The sequence below is a fragment of the Paucisalibacillus algeriensis genome, from assembly GCF_000577245.1.
Taxonomy (GTDB): domain Bacteria; phylum Bacillota; class Bacilli; order Bacillales; family Amphibacillaceae; genus Ornithinibacillus.
Genome location: NZ_CBYO010000011.1, coordinates 291,176 through 311,345, shown reverse-complemented (window position 1 = coordinate 311,345; position 20,170 = coordinate 291,176). Strand labels below are relative to the sequence as shown.

Below are 20,170 nucleotides of genomic sequence, written 5' to 3'. Positions count from 1 at the left end.
CGTCAATAATTTTACTTATATCTTAACATATTTCTCTTTATTTAGGGGTGAGATATGGTATGATATAAAAGGTCAATGGTATTTTTCGCAGATAGGAAAGTTTATAATCTTTCTTGCCTGCATGACTATGGTATTCTCCCCAAAGTCATATGAATACCTAGTTTTCTAAAAATAGTGAAATTATACATATAATAGGTTTAGGAGGTGTCGCATCATGGGAATGGAAACAGTATTTGGTATTCTTTGTTTTGTCATCCTTATCTATTTCATAGGAAGTCTAATTTGGGATAATGAGAAATAAGTAAAACAAGAGTAGAAGTATTAAAATAGGTTGTCTTTATGGATGGAAATCCAAAAGACAACCTTATATATAACTAGCCCTACTTTTTATCTCGTTTTGGCTATTTCACTAAATGGATAAAATACAAATTCAGACTTACCTATAATTTCATCATCCATAATGAAGCCTAAGCCATTTCTAGAATCTTTACTAATGGACCGGTTATCACCCATGACAAAGTATCTTCCTTCTGGGATGGTAATCGGACCAAAACTGCCCGTATGATTTTTTGCATCCTCAGTTAAAAATGTTTGATCATGAAGCTCGTTATTTATATAGAGTTTATGATTTCTTATCTCAATCGTCTCACCGGGTAGGCCTATTACACGTTTTACGTAATTTTTTTCTGGCCGATGGATAATCACAATATCTCCTCTCTCAGGTTCGTCAATCATGTATACAAATTTATTAAATATAACACGTTCTCCATCTTGAAGAGTGGGGTCCATACTGTCGCCCTCAACAATGGAAGTTGCGAATATAAAAGTTCGTAATAAAAATGCTAGAATGATGGCAATAACAATCGCCTTACCCCATTCTACCCATTCGTTTTTTTGTTTCGCTTCGGCCAAAGAAGACATTCCTTTCTTCGTAAAAAGTTCATTGATGTGTTCTATATATAGTTATTATAGCAAGAATAAGGGAAATTAAGTGTAAAAAATGATTTTGAAAGGTAAAAACAATAAAAAATGTCATCCTAGTTGTTCAAAATTATGACGTATGCTAAAGTAATAGAAATAGTAAAGGAGGTATTGTAATTTATTTATGTACGATACTGACAAGCTCCTAAAAGAGATAGAGACACTGAGAAATACAATGAGTACTGTAGCATTGAAACAAGGAATTACTAGTTTAGAATCCATAGCACTTAGCCAAGAATTAGATCGTTTATTAAATATGTATGAACAATTTAAAAAAAATAAGAGTGATACTCAAAATAGAGAAAAGTTAAATCAAAAATAACTATCGTATAGCGAGTAGGGGGGATATATCCAATATATCCCGTCTATTGCTCAATTTATTCAAGTTACTTTAATAGATAATTCTCTAATCGATCAAGTCCCTTTTCTAATGTTGCTTGATTGTAGGCATAAGATAACCTCATATATCCTTCCCCAAAAACGGAAAAACTTCCACCTGGTACTAGTGCGACTTTCGCTTTCCTCACCAAGTCTAACCCTAATACAAAAGAAGACATCTCAGAAGTAGGAAATTTTGGGAAAAGATAAAATGCTCCATTAGGACTATTTACGGAAAGTCCCATTTTAATCAGCCTATTATACACATAGTCTCTTCGAACTTGATAAACCTCTTTCATTTTAATGGGGTCATCTAATCCATTTGTCAAAGCTTCAAGGGCTGCGTATTGACTTATAGATGATGCACAGGATACACTGTACTGATGAACTTTTAGCATGTGTCCTGCTATCCATCTTGGTGCAAGGACATAACCAATTCTAAATCCTGTCATAGAATGTGATTTAGATAGCCCGTTTACAACGATCGTACGGTCTTGTACTTCCGAAAAGCTAGAAATACTAACATGTTTCATATCGTATACTAATTCACTATAGATTTCATCTGCTAGTATGAATATTTTTTTATCCTTTAATACAGCAACAAGCTCTTTTAGTTCAGATTCTGTAAAAGACGCACCAGTTGGATTGGAAGGGTAGGGGAGAACAACACATTTTGTTTTTGATGTAATGGCATTCTCCAGTAACTCCTTTGTCAACTTAAACTCATGTTTTGTTGTATCAACATGGACAGGATTTGAACCAGCAAGCTTGATAAGTGGTTCGTAGCCTGGATATATTGGTGCTGGCAGGATAACCTCATCCCCAGGGTTTAATATCGTACGAAAAACAATATCAATTCCTTGGGATGCTCCTGTTGTAACGATAATTTCATCTTCAGGATGGAAACTTACATTATAATTGGTTCCATATAAATTTGCGATTGCTTTTCTTAGCTCGATAATACCAGCATTATTGGTATAGGTTGTTTGATTTGCTAATAATGCATCCATTGTTGCTTGTTTGATGTGGTCAGGTGTATGGAAATCTGGTTGACCTATCGTAAGGGATACCACATTTTTTTCATCGGAAACCATGTTAAAGAATTTTCGTATGCCAGATATTTCAATTTTATTTACATGTTGGTTTAGTAATTTTTCCATAATCTTTCCTCCAGGATGCTAGATAATTAACTTGCTTTCTGTTGGCATTTCTTTTTTACGCTTTATTTGCATGAAAATAACTGCTCCAATTATAAGTGACATTCCTATCATTTGTACAAAAGTAAACGTTTCTTGAAATATAAAAATTCCAATCAGAGTAGCTACTACTGGTTCAATAGTTGTCAAAATGGAGGCTTTGGATGCCTCCGTTTTATTTAGACCATATGTATATACGATATAAGCAATTGCCGTTGGGAAAAGACCAAGTCCAAAGGCGTAAAAAAGAACTTCTGGATCAATTAATAGTTGTATTTTCTCATGAAATGGGAAAAAAGGAATAAGTGAAACAGAAGCAATAATAAATGTAAATGTCGTAATACTCAAGCTAGAATACTTTTTTAAAGCAAATTTACTAAAGATACTATATAAAGCATAACCAACCCCAGAACCAAGTCCAAAGAGAATGCTTTCCATGGATACTGAATTTAGATTTAGAGGAAGAAGTCCTACAACAAAGCACGTTCCTAGTAGGGTCCCTGATAATGCAAAAAGTTTCTGTTTCGTAAATGCTTCCTTAAACAAGAAATAGGAAAATATAGAGACAAATGCTGGACCAGTATATAGTAAAGCGGTTGCGACCGGTATTGTTGATAATTCGATTGCAGTAAACATACAATAATTGAAAAATATAATACTAAATATCCCTGTTCCAATGAAGTATTTTAGATCTTTCACCGATTTCAAATACAACGTTTTTGGTGATTTAATGACTAAATAGATAATTAATAAGATAGCAGTAGAGGTTGCTCTTAACGTAACAACTTCCATCGGTGTAAATCCATATGTATATAAATTTTTTACAAACCAACCAATTGTACCCCATAATGCAGCACCGAGCATGATTAAGAATACTGCTTTGTTCAAATACATTACCACCTCTCTAGAGCCTTAAGATAATTATAGCAAATTATAGCAAATATAAAGAAAAATAAGTAATAAGCAGATACTAGTCGTATAGATTTCCGTAAATCAGTTTAGAATGATGGATAAGTAGCGAAGGGTGGAAATTATATGGAACAAGGTTTCGTTGATTGGATTAAACTATCACATTTACAGTCATTAGGAATACCAAAGGAGGTCTTTTTTACAATAGTAATATTTTTAGGGATAGTTGGATGCTATTTTATGATTCGTCCTGTTACATTTATCTTAATGTCAATAAAATCTGAAAGGCTATTAAATTACTTACTAAGTGGGCTTTCGTTTATTGTTATTTTTTTCATAGTAGTTCTTTTGATTGGAGAAATAGAGTTATTAACGTATCAGTTATTCAAAGTTACCCTACAAGCTTTAGCGTTATTTGGCCTATTATTATGTGTAGTACATCTAATTAAAACCGTATTTCTTATGAGAAAGAAGGCATAAAAATGTCTCAGTTAGGTATTTACCCTTACTGAGACATTTATTATCGAAACGTTTTTCTTGGAGGCCATTCCATTTTCCCGAGTGACGATGGTGTGAAATAAGAAGATGAATATTGTCGAGTTTTATTAGGTTTCTTACTTGCTGGTTTCCAATCAATATATTGATAGATTATTTTCTTTGCTTGAGATAATGACATTTTCGTTTGGGGATTGCGAAAATCTCGATCAAGTTTTCCTAAATGTTTAAGATTTTGGAAGTCTTCCTTTGTTGGAGGGATATGAAAATAATAATCATCCACCTGAACTAAGAGGGTAGAATGCTGGTTACTTAATTTTGGATGCTCGGAGAAGTGCAACCCAATTTTTTTTGCATGCTTTTCTTTTAATAATCGTTTAATTGTTTCTTTTTTAATAAAGTACAAATGTTGTGGTTCTGGTGCGGTTTTTGCATGTCGGTTTACCGTATAGATAGCTCTTGCTAAGTCAGGCAGTGAAATGGTATTGTTATTTGTCATCGTTATACCTCCTTTCATTGGTTTGTATTAATAGTATCTTAAAGCTTGTCCACTTTCAAATGTTATTTATAATAAATGTCCACTAGTGAGTGTATATGTACAATTTTGTTAATGACCATTTCATACATAATTGATAGAAAATGTGCGGCACTTAAGATTACTGTCACAGCATCTAACCCGCTCTGGAAATACACTCCGCTTTGACTGGTGAGCCTCCTCGTGCTATCGCACTGTGGGGTCTCACCTATGCCTATCCTCCCGCAGGAGTCTCCGTGTATTTCCTTCGCTAGAACAGAGTGAATAATTTAACAACTATCTATAAGTAGAAAACTAAACTAGCGCAGGCAGAATACGTAGACTCCTGCGGGAACAGCACGTGGCCGAAGACCCCACAGAAATGGTCTTTCCTCGAGGAGGCTAAGGCCGTGCTCGCCCCTGTACTGGAAGTGAAAGCGGAGTATTCTGCCGGAGCGGTATCGTACCACTATACTCACTAACTATAGGGGAATTGGACTAGTTACCAAGAATTTTCTATCTAATGTATATCAAAATTCATAAAAAGAAGACATGAAAAAATCCGAACTTATACAAATTCTAACGGAAGAATTCTGATTATAGTTCGGATTTCTCTTTCATTTTGACTAATACTATTTTGTGCCAATCACTATTGCATGTCTTCTATGAAAGCAACCATTTCTTTTATTTGTTCATCGTTAAGTGTCAATCCATTATAGTATTTAATTGCGTTTCCTTCTGGGCTAACAATAGATAACTGTACACCATGCATAAAGATATCTTCTTTAGTTTTCTCTACTGGTACTTTAAAGGATTTCACAGCAAACTCTTTTATTGTGTCAAAATCGTAGCCGGTCAAGAATGTCCAATTGTCTTTATCAAAATCAATTCCTCGTACTTCGCCATATTCTTTTAACACCTCTGGGGTATCATCTTCTGGATCAATACTGAAGGATACAAATTCTACATCTTCGATTCCTTCATCTTTTAAAGCGCGATCTATTTTTTGTTTTGAATAAGTCATTTGTGGGCATTCTGTTTCGCATGTTGTATAAATAAAGTCAGCAATCCATATTTTTCCATCAAAGTCACTTTTACTTACTTGTTCTCCATTTTGATTGGTGAAAGTAAAATCATCTACGGGGTAAGAATAATCACCTTCATATTTTGGACCACATGCAGAAAGTAATAGTATAACTCCAGTTATCATTATAAAAAGAATTTGTTTTTTCATAAGTGTCCTCCGTTATGTAATTTCATTAGGAGATGGAAAGAATCCTTAACTTTCCCGTCTCCACATGTATGAGTTCTTTTCTAACCTATCTTATCATTTAATATCTGTCAAAACTATGGATAATCTGTTACAACTTATGAAAAGCATCCTAAGTTGTAGGTTCCAAGAAGGGAAAGACCTTCTCACCAAAAGAGGAAGCCTATACCGGCTTCCTCAGTCTAGTAATATCCTTTTCCATAGCCTTGATTATAAGCAGTCCCATAACCATAATTATATCCATATCCATATGGCACAGGCACTGGATAAGGAGAAGGATAGGGTACGGGATATCCATAGTATGGATTGAATGCGTTATATAAAAGTGGGCCAGCTACCAATCCAGTCAAAAATGGGACAATCGGCAAAATTCTTTCATCAGTTTGATTATAAAAATTGTAAAATCCTTGAACTTGTTGATAATCCATTAAACTCTCCCTTTCTACATCAACTTATTACCAATATATGCGGGCGTGATGGATTTGGGAGCATGGTTATGCTTTTTTTAAGGTGAATACTGTTATTTCGGGTTTACAGAAAAAGCGATAGGGTAGTCTAGTAGTTCCTATACCTCGGCTAACAAATAAATTTAAATTACTAGTTTCAAATGTATATTTACCCTCTACATATTTTTCCGCATAAATAGGGGTATATAAATGTCCCAGAAACGGTAGTCGTACCTGACCGCCATGGCTGTGCCCTGATAGTTGGACATCTACATGGTGTTGCTTTGTAATATCGGCAAAGTCTGGTTCATGAGAAAGGAGTATAGTAAATAAATCTGGACTAGTATGTTGTAGTGCTTTAGGTAAATTAGGAGAACCGAGAATTACGTCATCAATACCTGCCAAAATGATACGATCTACATCTATTTCAATTACTTGATGACTATTTTTTAGTAGGTTGAAATGGGCCTTTTCCATAACCTCCTGAACAATCTCCGTTCCATAACCGCCATGATCATGGTTTCCGTAGATCCAATACTTTCCCTTCTTTGCATAGAGGTTGTTTAATAGTTGTGTTAGTTTTGGACTCCAATCATATTTATTTGGTTCATCTACTAAATCGCCAGTGAAAACAATAATATCTGGATTTAATCCATTAATTTGATTTATTAAATCTTGGAATTGTTCTAGCGTATATTGAAATCCAATATGCGTATCCGAAAACTGAACTATTTTAAAGTCATTAAACGATGCCGGAATTTTTTTCGATACAATAGATTCGGTTTTGATTGTTAGCAATCCAGGTTCAACATTTCTAGCATAATAATATGTACTGCCTGTTAGCCCAAGTAAGGTAATGGTACCGCCTATTAATTTTTTCAAGAATGATCTTCTATTCATATGTCACCTTCTTGAACCTTAATGTTAATAAATTATAGCATACATACCTTTATAGTAAAGTATGATAGGGCATAAAATATCGTGATTTTTGACTTTTTTAATAAATAGAAATAGTATGAATGTATATTGGCGATAGGAGGAATATTTTTATGGGAAATGAAACGGTTATTGTAACCGGTAGTTCTAGTGGTATGGGAAAATATATGGCAAAAAAATTTGCAGATGAAGGAATAAATGTAGTTTTAACGGGTAGGACAGAAGATAAACTTGTAGCTGTAAAGAATGAATTAGCTGAAACAGCAAAGGGCGAGCTCCATATTATACCCATGGATGTACGAAAGCCTGAAGATGTTGAGCGAATGGTTTCCGAAACGGTGAATCGTTTTGGTAGAATCGATCATTTAGTAAATAACGCTGCCGGAAACTTTATTTGTTTTGCTGAAGATTTATCGGTAAATGGTTGGAATTCTGTTATTGATATTGTTCTTAATGGTACATTTTACTGTTCAAGTGAAGTCGGACGGTATTGGATTAAGGAGAATATTCAAGGATCCATCCTTAACATGGTAGCAACATATGCATGGAATGCTGGAGCCGGAGTTATTCACTCATCGGCAGCTAAGGCTGGTGTCTTAAATATGACAAGAACACTTGCTGTAGAATGGGGTACAAAGTATGGAATTCGGGTAAATGCTATTGCACCAGGACCAATAGAAAGGACAGGTGGGGCTGAGAAGTTATTTCTGTCTGAAGAAGCGGCAAAGAGAACGCTAGAATCTGTACCGCTTGGTAGACTTGGTAAACCAGAAGAAATAGCTGAATTAGCATTTTTCCTATTATCAGATAAAGCAGCTTACATAAATGGGGAAGTTATAACAATGGATGGTGGCCAATGGTTAAATAAATTTCCGTTCTAAGGTTTATAAGAAATCATAAGGAAAAGGCTGGGACATACTTAAGTTTTGGGTTACTTTCTATATACAGTAAAGTTATGTCCAAGCCATTTTATTCAATTACAATGAATACATGTATGTGATGAAATGTTTTTACCTTCAATTTGAAGGGTACAGTGATTGATGTTGAATGAATTCTTTAATATTTCATTGCCTTTAGTAATCAATTCATCTCGATCAATATCCTCCTCAACGACTATATGGCAGCTTAACATTGGTAATACTGACGTAATAGACCAAATATTCAGGTCATAAACATTGACTACGCCTTCTATTTTTATCAGTTCTTTAAGGATATCATTAGGTTGAATGTTATTCGGCTTCCCCTCCATTAACACATGAAGAGAATCTCTGGTTACCCGAAATCCAGAGATAATGATAAGGATTGCGACAATGATACTAGCAATGGGGTCAGCCATATACCACCCGAAGGCTATGATTAAGAGACCGGCAACGATAGCTCCAACTGAACCTAATAAATCGCCAATAACATGTAATAGAGCACTTCTAATATTTAAATTATCCTTTGAATCACCTTTCATCAATAGAAACGCGACACCAATATTTACAAAAAGTCCAAGGGTAGCGATAAAAATCATACTAGAGTCCACCTTTTGGGGTTCAACAAAACGAGTTATCGCTTCATAGAATATATAAAGAGAAATAATGATTAACGTAACACCATTTAAAAATGCCGCTATAACTTCAAATCGTTTATAGCCATATGTTTTCTCCTTAGTAGCCTTACGTTCTCCAATTTTAAAAGCAACTAGACTTAAGCCTAAAGCAGCAGCATCACTTAGCATATGACCTGCATCAGAGACCAGAGCCAAACTATTCGTTAGAAATCCACCAATTGCCTCTACAATCATAAACGTAAAAATAGCTATAAAACTGATTAGAAGAACACGTTTATTTGTGGTATGGTGATGGTTATGGTAGTGATTCCCCATTTATTACCCTCCAGTCGTATGTTTTGAATGGTCAATTGTTTGTTCTTCATTACATGATAATCATCTTTTGAGTAAAAATACATGTTTTTCTTATGGCGGTTTTTAACTAGTCTTAGCTTTTTAAATATCTTAGTTGATGGGGATTAGTTGATCCCTGCATTTCTAATTCATTCGAGATATTTGTAACCTCTTTTATTATTTTAATTTCAATTATTATGCGCTATGTCGTACATGCTAAAATTGGTAAAAGTATGATACACTAATTATAGTTAATTTGAAATCCTTAAAATAACTAAAAAGTGTAACCCCCTTCATCTGGATTTGTACCTGAGTAAGTTTTGTAAAAAGGAGCGGGTATTATGAGTTTATTACAAGATAGGGAACTGACATCACTAACAATTGCGGATATGATGATTCCATCTGAGAAAGTTGCTCATGTTCAAGTGAATAACCCTTTGGAGCATGCCCTTTTAGTTTTAGTTAAATCAGGTTATTCAGCAGTGCCAGTATTAGATTCAACGTACAAATTAGAAGGTACAGTTGGGAAAACTAAAATACTAAATGAAATATTAGGACTAGAACGATTCGAAATTGATCGTTTATCCGAATTACAAGTTAAAGATGTAATGGTAACAGAAATACCAAAATTACTTAAAGAAGATACGTTAGTAGATGGCCTAAAAGCATTAATAAATTATCCATTTGTTTGTGTAGTGGATGAGGAAGGGTATTTTGATGGTATTCTCACAAGAAGGGCAATTCTAAAAGAAATAAGAAAAGATATCTATTCTGGAAAAAATAAACCAACAAGCTAAAGAGAAAATCCTTTGCAGATTATGCAAAGGATTTTTTTGCATGGAGTATAAGTTAAAAAAATATTACCCAATGATTTCATCAATAAATGAGGAAAAGGGAAAAGATAACTGTTTTTAAACAGGTTTCAGGAGTATTCACTTAACGTGTTACTGGGTTTATTTAATCTGATCTAGGTCCAGATTAAATAAACTAAAGGAGTTTAAGTTTTTCATTGCCCAAATGCAATCACCATGTTAAAGTGAAAATTATAAAAATTAGGAGGTAGCTGCACCATGAAAATGATGGACGCCAATGAAATTATTGATTTTATATCCAATAGCACGAAAAGTACACCTGTTAAAGTTTATATAAAAGGAGAAAAATTACATACCTTACCATTTGGAAATATTCAATCATTTGTAGAACAAAATAGTGGTGTCTTATTTGGAGAATGGAAAGAAATTTCTAATTTTCTCGAAGACAATAAAACTGTCATTACAGATTATGTGGTTGAAAATGACCGAAGAAATTCAGCTATTCCATTATTAGATTTAAAAAATATTAATGCAAGAATTGAGCCTGGTGCTGTAATTCGGGACCAAGTAGAAATCGGTGATGGTGTGGTAATCATGATGGGGGCTATGATTAATATAGGTGCAGTGATTGGCGAAGGTACGATGATTGACATGAATGCAGTGTTAGGTGGTCGTGCAACTGTAGGGAAGAACTGTCATATTGGTGCGGGAACCGTGTTAGCTGGGGTTATTGAGCCACCATCTGCAAAGCCAGTTGTTGTCGAAGATGATGTAGTAATCGGTGCGAATGTCGTTGTATTGGAAGGTGTAACGATTGGAAAAGGTGCAGTTGTAGCGGCTGGTGCTGTAGTTACGAAAGACGTTGCGCCAAATACGTTAGTTGCTGGAACACCAGCAAAAGTCCTTAAAGATATTGATGAGAGAACGAAAGCAAAAACGGAAATTAAGCAAGAGCTTCGTAAATTAGATAATTAAAGTTGGGTGAGGAGTATGGAGTTTGAGAAACTTAAACAAATTCGTCGATCTTTACATCAAATTCCGGAACTGGGATTTAAGGAATTTAAAACACAAGAATATCTCTTGCAGATAATAAAGGAGATATCAACAGAACAAGTTGAAATTCGAACTTGGAGAACAGGAATCCTTGTCAAGGTTCCCGGTACAAACCCTAAACAAACCATTGGATATAGAGCTGATATTGATGGACTTCCTATTAAAGAGAACACAGGATTTGATTATTCCTCCAAACATATTGAAAATATGCATGCCTGTGGTCATGATTTTCATATGACTATTGCTTTAGGAGCATTAAAATCTATCATAGACAATCCAATACAGGATAATGTCGTATTCGTTTTTCAGCCTGCAGAAGAAGGACCAGGTGGTGCTCTACCAATGCTACAGTCACAAACTTTTAAAATGTGGAAACCAGACTGTATTTTTGCGTTGCATATTGCACCAGAATATCCGGTTGGAACAGTTGCCAGTAAGCCAGGTTTACTATTCGCTAATACAAGTGAACTCTTTATCGATTTTAAAGGGAAAGGTGGTCATGCTGCCTATCCTCATTTGACAAAAGACATGACAGTAGCAGCAGGAAGTTTTATTTCACAGATTCAATCAATAGTATCACGAGCTTTGAATCCGCTTGATAGTGCAGTAGTTACGATTGGAAAAATGACGAGTGGTAATGTTCAAAATGCAATTGCTGAAACAGCTAGACTAGAAGGAACAATACGTACCTTAAATCCATCCGTAATTAATACGGTTAAGAATAAATTAGAAGCAATAGCTCGTGGATTTGAAGTGAGTTATGATTGCGAAATTAATTTGGATTATGGCTCAAACTATTACCAGGTATTCAATGAATCCAATTATATTAGTCTATTTAAACAAGCAATGCATTCAACGCCAATTCGTTATGTAGAAGCAAAAGAAGCGATGACTGGCGAAGATTTTGGTTTTATGTTACATGAGATACCTGGATTTATGTTTTGGCTTGGAGTAGACTCTGATTATGGATTACACCACGCTAAAATCAATCCAAAAGAAGAGGCATTAACTGTCGGGGTCCTTGCAGTAGTTAAGGTTTTACAAACATTATCTAATAATGTTGCCTAGGTCGCATATCTTCTTTACTTTCGGTCAAACTATACATGTAAATTTGTATACTTAGAGGAGTGAAGAAAATGGCAAGAATCGGGGTAGAAGGGTCCCTTACAGATGTAAAAGAAGCATTAATGGCAATGGGGCATGAGGTCATTGAATTGAAATCAGAAGCTGATACTGCTCACTGTGATTGTTGTGTGATTTCCGGACTGGATAAGGACGTCATGGGTATGACAGACACAAGTATTGCGGGTCCTGTTATCAGTGCAAGTGGTCAAAATGCTGAAGAAATTGCACAAATGGTTAACGAGAAATTAAGTTAATGATAAAGAGGCTTCTCAATTTGGAGAAGCCTCTTTAAATTTAGTCTAATAAAAATAAAAAATATTTTTAAAAAATTAAGTAAAAGTTATGGTAATTTATTTCGGTAACCGTTATATTAGTAATTACGTGTTATAGAAATTTCAACATTGGGGGAGGAAAAATAGGGTGGATACATTTAGGAAGCTTAAAGAATTTTATTGGCCGTATCGAAAGTACTTTTTCTGGTCGCTTTTCTTCTTGTTCTTTGTAACGGTCATAACAGTTGTCTATCCAATAATCTTACAGATAACAATTGATGAAGTAGTTGCGAAAGAGAAGTATGAATTAATACCATGGATAGCTACTGTATTTTTTGTTTTGATGTTAATTAAAGGGATTGCCACTTTTTATCATCAGTTTTTAGGAGAGCGTTTTGGGGTTGTCACGGTTTATAAATTACGAGACGCTCTGTATAAAAAGCTCCAAATTCTATCTTTTAAATATTATGATAACGCAAAAACAGGGGATATCATGTCTCGTCTCACTTCAGATGTGGAAGGGTTCCGCTTTTTCCTGTCATTTGGATTTGCTGAATTAATTCGTATTATTTTATTAATTGGTATTAGTTTAAGTGTAATGTTTTATTATTCTGTTCCGTTAACGCTGGTCACAATGGCAGCTATGCCGTTTTTGATTATTGTTGTAATGAGATTTGAAAAGGTTGCACATCCAGCATTCCGAGGAATTCGTAAATCATTTGGTAAGCTAAATACGAGAGTACAAGAAAATATTAGTGGAATGCAAACTGTAAAATCTTTATCGCGAGAGGATTTCGAAATAGGAAGATTTTCTAATTCTAATGATGACTATCGTAAAAATTACATTAGCACCTCTGAACTTTGGGCAAAGTTCTTTCCATTGATGGAGTTCATTGGTAATGTTTGTGCGGTAGCATTACTCGCTTTTGGCGGTTATCTAGTTATAGCTGGAAATCTTGCGTTAGGAGAGCTAATGGCTTTCTTCAGTTTAGTTTGGTACATTATGGGACCTCTAATGAACGTTGGTTATGTTATTAATATGTTCTCTCAGGCTAAAGCATCTGGGGAACGACTAAGAGAAATCCTAGAAGAACATGAAGATATTATCGTAAAAGAAAACGCTGTAAAAGACCATATTGAAGGCCATGTGACTTTTAAGGATGTAACATTGACCTATACAAAAGATGATGACTCTGCTTTGAAGAATATTAGTTTTGATGCACCTCCAGGTAAAACTATTGGTTTGATTGGCTCTACTGGATCAGGTAAAACAAGTGTTACTCAATTAATTACACGTTTTTATGAGCCGGAAAGTGGCGAGGTGTTAGTAGATGGCAGGCCTGTTAAAGAATATGATTTAAAGACGTTAAGGAATCATATTGGTTTTGTATTACAGGAATCGTTCTTATTCTCCACCTCTATCCGGGAGAATATTGCTTATGGTAATCCGGATGCTACAGATGAACAAATTATTGAAGCAGCAAAACGAGCTCAAGCACATGATTTTATCATGGAAATGCCAAAAGGATATGATACTTTACTAGGTGAAAGAGGTATGGGGCTTTCAGGTGGTCAAAAACAACGTATCGCGATTGCTCGAGCAATATGTGTCGACCCTAGTATTCTAGTATTAGATGATGCTACAAGTGCAGTAGATATGGAAACTGAATTCCAGATACAAAAAGCTTTAAAGGAAGTAATGAAAGGCAGAACATCATTTATTATTGCCCATCGAATCTCTTCTTTAAAGCATGCAGATGAAATACTAGTATTAGAGAATGGAAAAGTAGTAGAACGTGGAACACACGATGAATTGCTTCGTAAAGAGAATGGAGCATATAAACGAATTTATGACATTCAATATCAAGACCATGATGCAATCATGAATTCCGTGAATTAAAGGGGGGGACGTAGTTGGCTACCAAAGATATGAAGTTAAAAGAAAAACGACATTTAAAACGATTTTATTATTCGGTCGACCAGGCAATTGAGAAACCCTTTAACTGGAAACAAATATGGCGTTTAATTGTCTATTTAAAGCCATATACAAGAACGTATTTACTAGGTGCAATACTCGCTATGGTCGTATCTACTGCAATTAGATTAGCAATACCTCTTTTGATTGGTAAAGCTGCTTTTGACACTGCAATCAAAAATGAAGATACAACATTATTAATTAACCTTGTAATAATAATAGGAGTTCTATATTTAATAAGCTATATTGCCAATTATTTACGAATTAAATGGGTTAACCTACTTGGGCAGAATGTTATCTATGATTTACGGCAACACTTATTTACCCATGTACAAGGATTATCGAATAACTTCTTTGATTCGAGATCAGCTGGATCTATCCTAGTAAGAATTATGAATGATACGAACTCGCTACAGGATTTATTCTCAAACGGTATCATCAACCTTCTAATGGATATTGCGACATTAATTGGTATCGTTACGATATTATTTACCTTAAGTCCGAAATTAGCAATCGCAGTATTGGTAATTTTGCCATTAATGTTCTATATTTCGACGGTTCTTAGAAGGAAGATCAGACGTACTTGGCAAGAGGTCCGAATTCAACAATCTCGAATGAATTCACATTTAAATGAGAGTATTCAAGGTATACGTATTACCCAATCCTTTACTCAGGAAAAAGAAAATACAGAGTTCTTTGATGGATTAAATACAGATAACTATAATGCTTGGATTAATGCTACGAAAAAGAGCGCTATGTTCCGCCCATTTGTAGAAATGAGCAATGCTGTTGGTACGGTAATACTTATTGCTTACGGAGCCCATTTAATTATATTAGGCCCATCAAACGGTGGAATTGAACTAGGTACATTTATTGCATTTGCCTTCTTCCTTGGGATGTTCTGGGATCCAATTTCACGTCTTGGTCAAATGTATAATCAGTTATTAGTAGCCATGGCATCATCTGAACGTATTTTTGAATACTTAGATGAGAAGCCAAATGTTGATGAAGTTGAAAATCCTTATGAATTTAAAGAAATGAAAGGACATATTGAGTTTGATAAAGTTCAATTCTCCTATGACCAAGATCGAATTGCTCTACATGAGATATCACTTGAAATGAAGTCGGGCCAAACAATTGCTCTTGTTGGTCATACTGGAAGTGGTAAATCAACAATTGCAAACTTAATTAGTCGTTTCTATGATCCAACACAAGGTCAAGTAAAAATTGATGGTCAAAATTTACGTGAAACATCACTAAAGAGTTTACGCCAACATATCAGTGTAGTACTTCAGGATACCTTTATCTTTTCAGGTACTATCATGGAAAATATTCGCTTCGGTCGTCCAGATGCTAGTGATGAAGAGGTAATCGAAGCGGCTAAAACAGTAGGGGCAGATGACTTCATCTCGCGTTTAGCGAAAGGCTATCAAACAGAAGTAGAGGAAAGAGGTAATATTCTTTCTGCAGGAGAAAGACAATTATTATCCTTTGCTCGAGCGCTACTTGCTAATCCAAGTATTATTATTTTGGATGAAGCAACAGCAAGTATTGATACAGAAACTGAATTAAAAATTCAGGGAGCCCTTCGCAGACTACTGAAAGGAAGAACTTCTATCATAATTGCACACAGGCTTTCTACTATTAGAGAAGCAGATAATATTTATGTTTTAGAACATGGAAAGATATTAGAAAATGGCAGCCACGATGAGTTAATGGAATCCAAAGGTGAATATTATGAATTAGTACGTTCACAGTTCCAAATGCTTGATGCAATATAAAAGATGAAGAAGCAAATCCTAAAGGAATTGCTTCTTTTTCTTTCAATTGGTAAAGTATTAATTATCACGTTATGTCAGGGAGGAACTACTGTGAGAAAAGAGTTTGCGGTAATTGGTTTAGGTCGATTCGGAGGAAGCATTTGTCAGGAATTAAATAGAGAAGGTATGGAAGTATTAGCGATTGATCGTGATGAAGAAAAAGTTAATCAATATAAACATATCGCCTCTCATGCTGTAATAGCAGATTCAACAGATGAAACGACACTAAAGGAATTAGGAATTAAAAATATAGATCATGTAATTGTTGCAATTGGAGACAATATTCAAGCAAGTATCCTAACAACAGTTGTTCTTGTTGAATTAGGTGTAAAGCGAATAACAGTAAAAGCCCAGAATGATTATCACGCAAAGATTTTACATAAGATTGGTGCACATCAAGTGGTACACCCAGAAAGAGATATGGGTCGAAGAATAGCACATAGTATTATTTCTAATAATATTGTTGATTATCTAGAGCTTTCAGATGATCATAGTATTGTTGAAGTCAAAGCAGGAAAGAAGATGGTAGGTAAGTCAATTATTGGACTAGATATCCGTGCAAAATACGGATGTACCGTAGTAGCAATAAAGCAAGGAACCAACATAAACGTCTCACCAACACCGGATGACATACTAACTAAAGATGACATCCTAGTAGTCGTAGGAGCAGATAAAGACATCGCTAGATTTGAAAGACAATTGGTGATAGATGAGTAATGAAAATTAGCAGAAAATGTTTCTGTGGTTACTCTTCCATCGAAAGCCTTGTCTTGCAAGATGATAGGCAAGGGTGACACCGCAGTAACAAAAGCTGCGATGATTTTCGCGAGTAGATGCGTCCCTTTGCTTGGTAGTAAAAGCAAAGGGCGTTCTGGTAGCGGGTTTGGCAAGAGAGCAAACAAAAAGGAAGTTTCTCCATAACTCGGGAAACTTCCTTTTTAAATTACACTTCCATAATAATCGGTAAAACCATAGGGCGACGTTTTGTTTTCTCATAAAGGAATGGTGCAATGGTATCGGTAATTTCATTTTTAATTTCTGACCATTGTGTTGTTTTTCTTTCCATTACCTTATTTAAATGAGTCGCAACAAGTTTTTGAGCTTCATTTATCATATCTTCTGATTCACGCATATACACAAATCCGCGAGAAATAATATCAGGGCCAGCAGCAATCTTAAATTCCTTCATGTTAATGCTGACAACAACGATTACCAGTCCTTCTTCAGAAAGGATACGACGATCACGTAGGACGATGTTCCCAATGTCACCGATACCGCTTCCGTCCACAAATACATTTCCAGAAGGGATTCTTCCAGCAACTTGTGCACTATCTTTACTTAGTGCAAGGACATCTCCATTATCCATAACAAAAGAATCTTCTAGAGCCACTCCACACATCTCTGCAAGTTTTGTGTGTTCAACTAACATTCGATATTCTCCGTGGATTGGCAAGAAGAACTTAGGATTCATCAATCGAAGCATTAACTTTTGTTCTTCTTGACTACCATGACCAGAGGTGTGAATGTTATTCAACTTACCATGGATAACATCTGCACCTGCACGGTACAACATATTGATGATTTTGCTAACACTAAGTGTATTTCCTGGGATTGGTGAGGAAGAAAACACTACTGTGTCACCTGGTATAATTTGAATTTGTCTATGTGTACCGTTAGCAATACGCGATAATGCTGCCATTGCTTCACCTTGTGATCCAGTACATAGAATGGTTACCTCATTTGCCGGCAGGCGATTAATTTCATTTGCTTCAATAAAAGTACCTTTTGGAGCTTGAATATACCCAAGTTCTTGTCCTAAGTTAATTGCAGACTCCATGCTCCGTCCAAATACAGCAACTTTACGGTTATGTTTTACAGCTGCTTCAACCATTTGTTGAAGTCTGTAAATATTGGAAGCGAAAGTAGCAAAAATAATTCTTCCATCAACTCGGCTAAAGATTTCACTAATATTTTGTCCAACAACTTTTTCGGACAGTGTAAAACCTGGAACTTCACTATTTGTACTATCAGATAGAAGGCAAAGCACTCCTTCTTTTCCTATCTCTGCCATTTTTGTTATGTTAGCTGGATCCCCAACAGGTGTGAAGTCGAATTTGAAATCACCAGTATGAACTATATTACCTGGTGGAGTTTTTACGACAATACCGTATGAGTCCGGAATACTATGTGTGGTACGGAAAAAGCTTACGGATGTTTTTCGGAATTTTATGACATCATCTTCTTGAATGGGAATTAATTTCGCATTTCTTAATAGTCCATGTTCTTCTAATTTGTTTCTAATTAAGCCGAGCGCTAGCTTACCTGCGTAAATCGGTACGTTGATTTCACGCAGTAAATATGGAATTCCGCCAATATGGTCTTCGTGACCATGAGTTACAATTAAGCCTTTAATTTTATCTTGATTTTGCACTAAGTACGTATAATCTGGAATAACGTAATCGATTCCGAGTAGTTCGTCTTCAGGAAATTTAATACCAGCATCTATTAAGATAATTTCATCTTGAAATTGAACTGCATACGTATTTTTTCCTATTTCACCTAGTCCACCTAATGCAAATACCGCTGCTTGATCATTTTTAACAAACTTCATACCTATATAGTCTCCAAGTGAAATTCTTCTGATTTCTTTTCGTATTCTAGATGGGCTTCTTTAAGTGGCTGGATAAATTCAATATTAAGCTCTCGGTCTTTTAATTTTAGTCTTACTTCTTTTTCAGATTCTGCTTCTACGTAGAGGCTCTTAGAACGTTCTCGTATTGGTACTTCATACGAAGATTCTTGATAAATTACTTTGAATATCATACTATCTCTCCTGTCTCTCTCTAAAACATAAATTTTCCATTCAAAAAAATCATAAAAAGAAAAGCTAATAAGTATTAATAATAGAGCCTAAGCTTTTTATGTAGTCATCTCCGGGTAGATAATCCGGTAATTATAATTTTTTATACAATTTTAATACATTGATAGTCATCCGGTCTATCATCCAATATAACTAATTCCACATTTAATTCCGTTTAATCCATCACTTAACAAAAAGACAGGTAATAATGTTGTTAGATAAATCATTATCGGTAGATTGGCATATCATTATACCCTGTCTTTACTTCTTCTTTATTCTTTAAAAGTTGTCGGTACACGTCCCCGGCCTAAAAAATCTTTCCAACGCTTCTTTAGCTTTTCTTTTAGGCGACGTAACATAAGGACATACACTCCTTTCCCAAGATTAAAGAAAAGCATATAAAAACTTCTACCGTCCAATCCCTCTTATCTATAGTATAGTATGGATTTGAAAATATTGAAATAAAAATCATTCATTTACTATAAAAATATTTTATAGAGAAACCCAAAGAAGGTTAGTTAGATACCAAGGTCCAGTTTACTTATCTATATTTTTGTCATTATTATTATTTCTATGCATTAATATATAAAAGGGTTTGACACAGTAAATGCGTCAAACCCTTAGTTAATCTATCGATTTTGAGTTCTCTGGAATTTCAAATGGGTTTTCTTTATTAATGTGGTCATAAAACATGACACCATTCAGATGGTCAATCTCATGTTGAAATACAATTGCTGCATAATCTTTTAATCTAAGTTTGATTGCATTGCCTTCAAGGTCAGTAGCTTTTACTGTAATCCGTGCATATCTTGGAACAAAGCCTTCCACATTTCGATCAACCGATAAACAGCCCTCACCAACAGTTAGGTATGCTTTTTCCACTGAATGGCTTACAATTTTCGGATTAAATAGTCCATAACTGAAGAGTTTGCCACTAATGTCCTCGAAATGTAACGCTATCATTCTTTTTTCTATTCCTAACTGGGGTGCTGCTATACCAACACCAGGTCTAAGATTGTATTTGGCACATACTTTTTCATCTTGACTATTCTTTAAAAACTCTAGCATATCTTGTAATAATGAAAGCTCCTCCTCTGAGGGAGGTAAAGATACTTCATTAGCAACTTTGCGAAGAGAGGGGTGGCCCTCACGAACTACGTCTTCCATTGTTAGCATGTATTTCACTCCATTTCATTTCTTATAATGATTCTTTATAATTTATCATATTATAATCATTAAA

21 protein-coding genes are annotated in these 20,170 nt (G+C 35.0%); 10 read left to right on the top strand and 11 right to left on the bottom strand.

Annotated features, from left to right (window positions below):
• Positions 1–387: 387 nt before the first annotated feature.
• A complete protein-coding gene (lepB, locus tag TY11_RS08805; RefSeq protein ID WP_042145146.1) occupies positions 388–921 on the bottom strand; it encodes a signal peptidase I in 534 nt (177 codons plus the stop codon).
• Positions 922–1,105: 184 nt separating this feature from the next.
• Here lepB and TY11_RS08800 point away from each other — a divergent pair, with 184 nt between their 5' ends.
• Entirely contained in the window at positions 1,106–1,303 is a 198-nt protein-coding gene (locus tag TY11_RS08800; protein ID WP_042145144.1) for an aspartyl-phosphate phosphatase Spo0E family protein, read from the top strand.
• Between the two features lie 64 nt (positions 1,304–1,367).
• Here TY11_RS08800 and TY11_RS08795 read toward each other — a convergent pair whose 3' ends face one another.
• Together TY11_RS08795 and TY11_RS08790 are read right to left on the bottom strand one after the other, a co-directional pair.
• Positions 1,368–2,519 (bottom strand): aminotransferase A, encoded by a 1,152-nt coding sequence (locus TY11_RS08795; RefSeq protein ID WP_042145142.1) that lies wholly within the window; start codon positions 2,517–2,519, stop codon positions 1,368–1,370.
• Between the two features lie 18 nt (positions 2,520–2,537).
• Positions 2,538–3,443, bottom strand: a complete 906-nt coding sequence (locus TY11_RS08790) for a DMT family transporter (RefSeq protein ID WP_052345780.1) — start codon at positions 3,441–3,443, stop codon at positions 2,538–2,540.
• Between the two features lie 147 nt (positions 3,444–3,590).
• On the opposite strand from TY11_RS08790, the gene TY11_RS08785 reads away from it, so the two are divergent.
• Complete coding sequence (locus TY11_RS08785; protein WP_042145138.1) at positions 3,591–3,944, top strand: hypothetical protein; 354 nt, start codon at positions 3,591–3,593, stop codon at positions 3,942–3,944.
• A gap of 40 nt (positions 3,945–3,984) precedes the next feature.
• On the opposite strand, the gene TY11_RS08780 is transcribed toward TY11_RS08785, so the two are convergent.
• The 4 genes from TY11_RS08780 to TY11_RS08765 all read right to left on the bottom strand — a co-directional run bounded on the left by TY11_RS08780 (position 3,985) and on the right by TY11_RS08765 (position 7,089).
• Positions 3,985–4,458, bottom strand: a complete 474-nt coding sequence (locus TY11_RS08780) for a YkyB family protein (protein ID WP_042145136.1) — start codon at positions 4,456–4,458, stop codon at positions 3,985–3,987.
• Between the two features lie 664 nt (positions 4,459–5,122).
• Positions 5,123–5,707 carry an SCO family protein gene (locus TY11_RS08775; protein WP_042145134.1) on the bottom strand — a complete coding sequence of 195 codons (585 nt, stop codon included), beginning with the start codon at positions 5,705–5,707 and terminating at the stop codon, positions 5,123–5,125.
• Positions 5,708–5,925: 218 nt separating this feature from the next.
• Positions 5,926–6,171, bottom strand: coding sequence for a hypothetical protein (locus tag TY11_RS08770; RefSeq protein ID WP_042145132.1), 246 nt, complete (start codon positions 6,169–6,171; stop codon positions 5,926–5,928).
• 66 nt (positions 6,172–6,237) lie between these two features.
• Complete coding sequence (locus TY11_RS08765) at positions 6,238–7,089, bottom strand: metallophosphoesterase (protein ID WP_042145130.1); 852 nt, start codon at positions 7,087–7,089, stop codon at positions 6,238–6,240.
• Positions 7,090–7,238: 149 nt separating this feature from the next.
• Here TY11_RS08765 and fadH point away from each other — a divergent pair, with 149 nt between their 5' ends.
• Entirely contained in the window at positions 7,239–8,006 is a 768-nt protein-coding gene (gene fadH / locus TY11_RS08760) for a 2,4-dienoyl-CoA reductase (protein WP_042145128.1), read from the top strand.
• 92 nt (positions 8,007–8,098) lie between these two features.
• Here the strand turns inward: fadH and TY11_RS08755 are convergent, their stop codons facing one another.
• Complete coding sequence (locus TY11_RS08755; RefSeq protein WP_042145126.1) at positions 8,099–8,995, bottom strand: cation diffusion facilitator family transporter; 897 nt, start codon at positions 8,993–8,995, stop codon at positions 8,099–8,101.
• A 359-nt stretch (positions 8,996–9,354) separates the two neighbouring features.
• Here TY11_RS08755 and cbpB point away from each other — a divergent pair, with 359 nt between their 5' ends.
• The 7 genes from cbpB to TY11_RS08720 all read left to right on the top strand — a co-directional run bounded on the left by cbpB (position 9,355) and on the right by TY11_RS08720 (position 16,787).
• A complete protein-coding gene (gene cbpB, locus TY11_RS08750; RefSeq protein ID WP_042145124.1) occupies positions 9,355–9,810 on the top strand; it encodes a cyclic-di-AMP-binding protein CbpB in 456 nt (151 codons plus the stop codon).
• Positions 9,811–10,083: 273 nt separating this feature from the next.
• Positions 10,084–10,800 carry a 2,3,4,5-tetrahydropyridine-2,6-dicarboxylate N-acetyltransferase gene (dapD, locus tag TY11_RS08745; protein ID WP_042145121.1) on the top strand — a complete coding sequence of 239 codons (717 nt, stop codon included), beginning with the start codon at positions 10,084–10,086 and terminating at the stop codon, positions 10,798–10,800.
• A 15-nt stretch (positions 10,801–10,815) separates the two neighbouring features.
• Complete coding sequence (locus tag TY11_RS08740) at positions 10,816–11,946, top strand: N-acetyldiaminopimelate deacetylase (RefSeq protein WP_042145119.1); 1,131 nt, start codon at positions 10,816–10,818, stop codon at positions 11,944–11,946.
• A 68-nt stretch (positions 11,947–12,014) separates the two neighbouring features.
• Positions 12,015–12,257, top strand: a complete 243-nt coding sequence (locus tag TY11_RS08735) for a YkuS family protein (protein ID WP_042145117.1) — start codon at positions 12,015–12,017, stop codon at positions 12,255–12,257.
• A gap of 166 nt (positions 12,258–12,423) precedes the next feature.
• The gene (locus TY11_RS08730; RefSeq protein ID WP_042145116.1) at positions 12,424–14,175 is read left to right on the top strand and encodes an ABC transporter ATP-binding protein; all 1,752 of its coding nucleotides are present in this window, start codon (positions 12,424–12,426) and stop codon (positions 14,173–14,175) included.
• Between the two features lie 29 nt (positions 14,176–14,204).
• Complete coding sequence (locus tag TY11_RS08725; RefSeq protein WP_081755883.1) at positions 14,205–16,031, top strand: ABC transporter ATP-binding protein; 1,827 nt, start codon at positions 14,205–14,207, stop codon at positions 16,029–16,031.
• 90 nt (positions 16,032–16,121) lie between these two features.
• On the top strand, positions 16,122–16,787 hold the full coding sequence (locus tag TY11_RS08720; protein WP_042145111.1) for a potassium channel family protein: 666 nt from the start codon (positions 16,122–16,124) through the stop codon (positions 16,785–16,787).
• Between the two features lie 226 nt (positions 16,788–17,013).
• Here TY11_RS08720 and rnjA read toward each other — a convergent pair whose 3' ends face one another.
• The 3 genes from rnjA to def form a co-directional block, all read right to left on the bottom strand.
• Complete coding sequence (gene rnjA, locus TY11_RS08715) at positions 17,014–18,681, bottom strand: ribonuclease J1 (RefSeq protein ID WP_042145109.1); 1,668 nt, start codon at positions 18,679–18,681, stop codon at positions 17,014–17,016.
• 2 nt (positions 18,682–18,683) lie between these two features.
• A complete protein-coding gene (locus TY11_RS08710; protein ID WP_042145106.1) occupies positions 18,684–18,893 on the bottom strand; it encodes a DNA-dependent RNA polymerase subunit epsilon in 210 nt (69 codons plus the stop codon).
• 661 nt (positions 18,894–19,554) lie between these two features.
• Complete coding sequence (gene def, locus TY11_RS08705) at positions 19,555–20,106, bottom strand: peptide deformylase (protein ID WP_042145104.1); 552 nt, start codon at positions 20,104–20,106, stop codon at positions 19,555–19,557.
• Positions 20,107–20,170: the final 64 nt, after the last annotated feature.

Coding starts and splice junctions, on each gene's coding strand:
- lepB (WP_042145146.1), bottom strand. CDS start 921: ATGTCTTCTTTGGCCGAAGCGAAACAAAAAAACGAATGGGTAGAATGG.
- TY11_RS08800 (WP_042145144.1), top strand. CDS start 1,106: ATGTACGATACTGACAAGCTCCTAAAAGAGATAGAGACACTGAGAAAT.
- TY11_RS08795 (WP_042145142.1), bottom strand. CDS start 2,519: ATGGAAAAATTACTAAACCAACATGTAAATAAAATTGAAATATCTGGC.
- TY11_RS08785 (WP_042145138.1), top strand. CDS start 3,591: ATGGAACAAGGTTTCGTTGATTGGATTAAACTATCACATTTACAGTCA.
- TY11_RS08780 (WP_042145136.1), bottom strand. CDS start 4,458: ATGACAAATAACAATACCATTTCACTGCCTGACTTAGCAAGAGCTATC.
- TY11_RS08775 (WP_042145134.1), bottom strand. CDS start 5,707: ATGAAAAAACAAATTCTTTTTATAATGATAACTGGAGTTATACTATTA.
- TY11_RS08770 (WP_042145132.1), bottom strand. CDS start 6,171: ATGGATTATCAACAAGTTCAAGGATTTTACAATTTTTATAATCAAACT.
- TY11_RS08765 (WP_042145130.1), bottom strand. CDS start 7,089: ATGAATAGAAGATCATTCTTGAAAAAATTAATAGGCGGTACCATTACC.
- fadH (WP_042145128.1), top strand. CDS start 7,239: ATGGGAAATGAAACGGTTATTGTAACCGGTAGTTCTAGTGGTATGGGA.
- TY11_RS08755 (WP_042145126.1), bottom strand. CDS start 8,995: ATGGGGAATCACTACCATAACCATCACCATACCACAAATAAACGTGTT.
- cbpB (WP_042145124.1), top strand. CDS start 9,355: ATGAGTTTATTACAAGATAGGGAACTGACATCACTAACAATTGCGGAT.
- dapD (WP_042145121.1), top strand. CDS start 10,084: ATGAAAATGATGGACGCCAATGAAATTATTGATTTTATATCCAATAGC.
- TY11_RS08740 (WP_042145119.1), top strand. CDS start 10,816: ATGGAGTTTGAGAAACTTAAACAAATTCGTCGATCTTTACATCAAATT.
- TY11_RS08735 (WP_042145117.1), top strand. CDS start 12,015: ATGGCAAGAATCGGGGTAGAAGGGTCCCTTACAGATGTAAAAGAAGCA.
- TY11_RS08725 (WP_081755883.1), top strand. CDS start 14,205: ATGAAGTTAAAAGAAAAACGACATTTAAAACGATTTTATTATTCGGTC.
- rnjA (WP_042145109.1), bottom strand. CDS start 18,681: ATGAAGTTTGTTAAAAATGATCAAGCAGCGGTATTTGCATTAGGTGGA.
- TY11_RS08710 (WP_042145106.1), bottom strand. CDS start 18,893: ATGATATTCAAAGTAATTTATCAAGAATCTTCGTATGAAGTACCAATA.
- def (WP_042145104.1), bottom strand. CDS start 20,106: ATGCTAACAATGGAAGACGTAGTTCGTGAGGGCCACCCCTCTCTTCGC.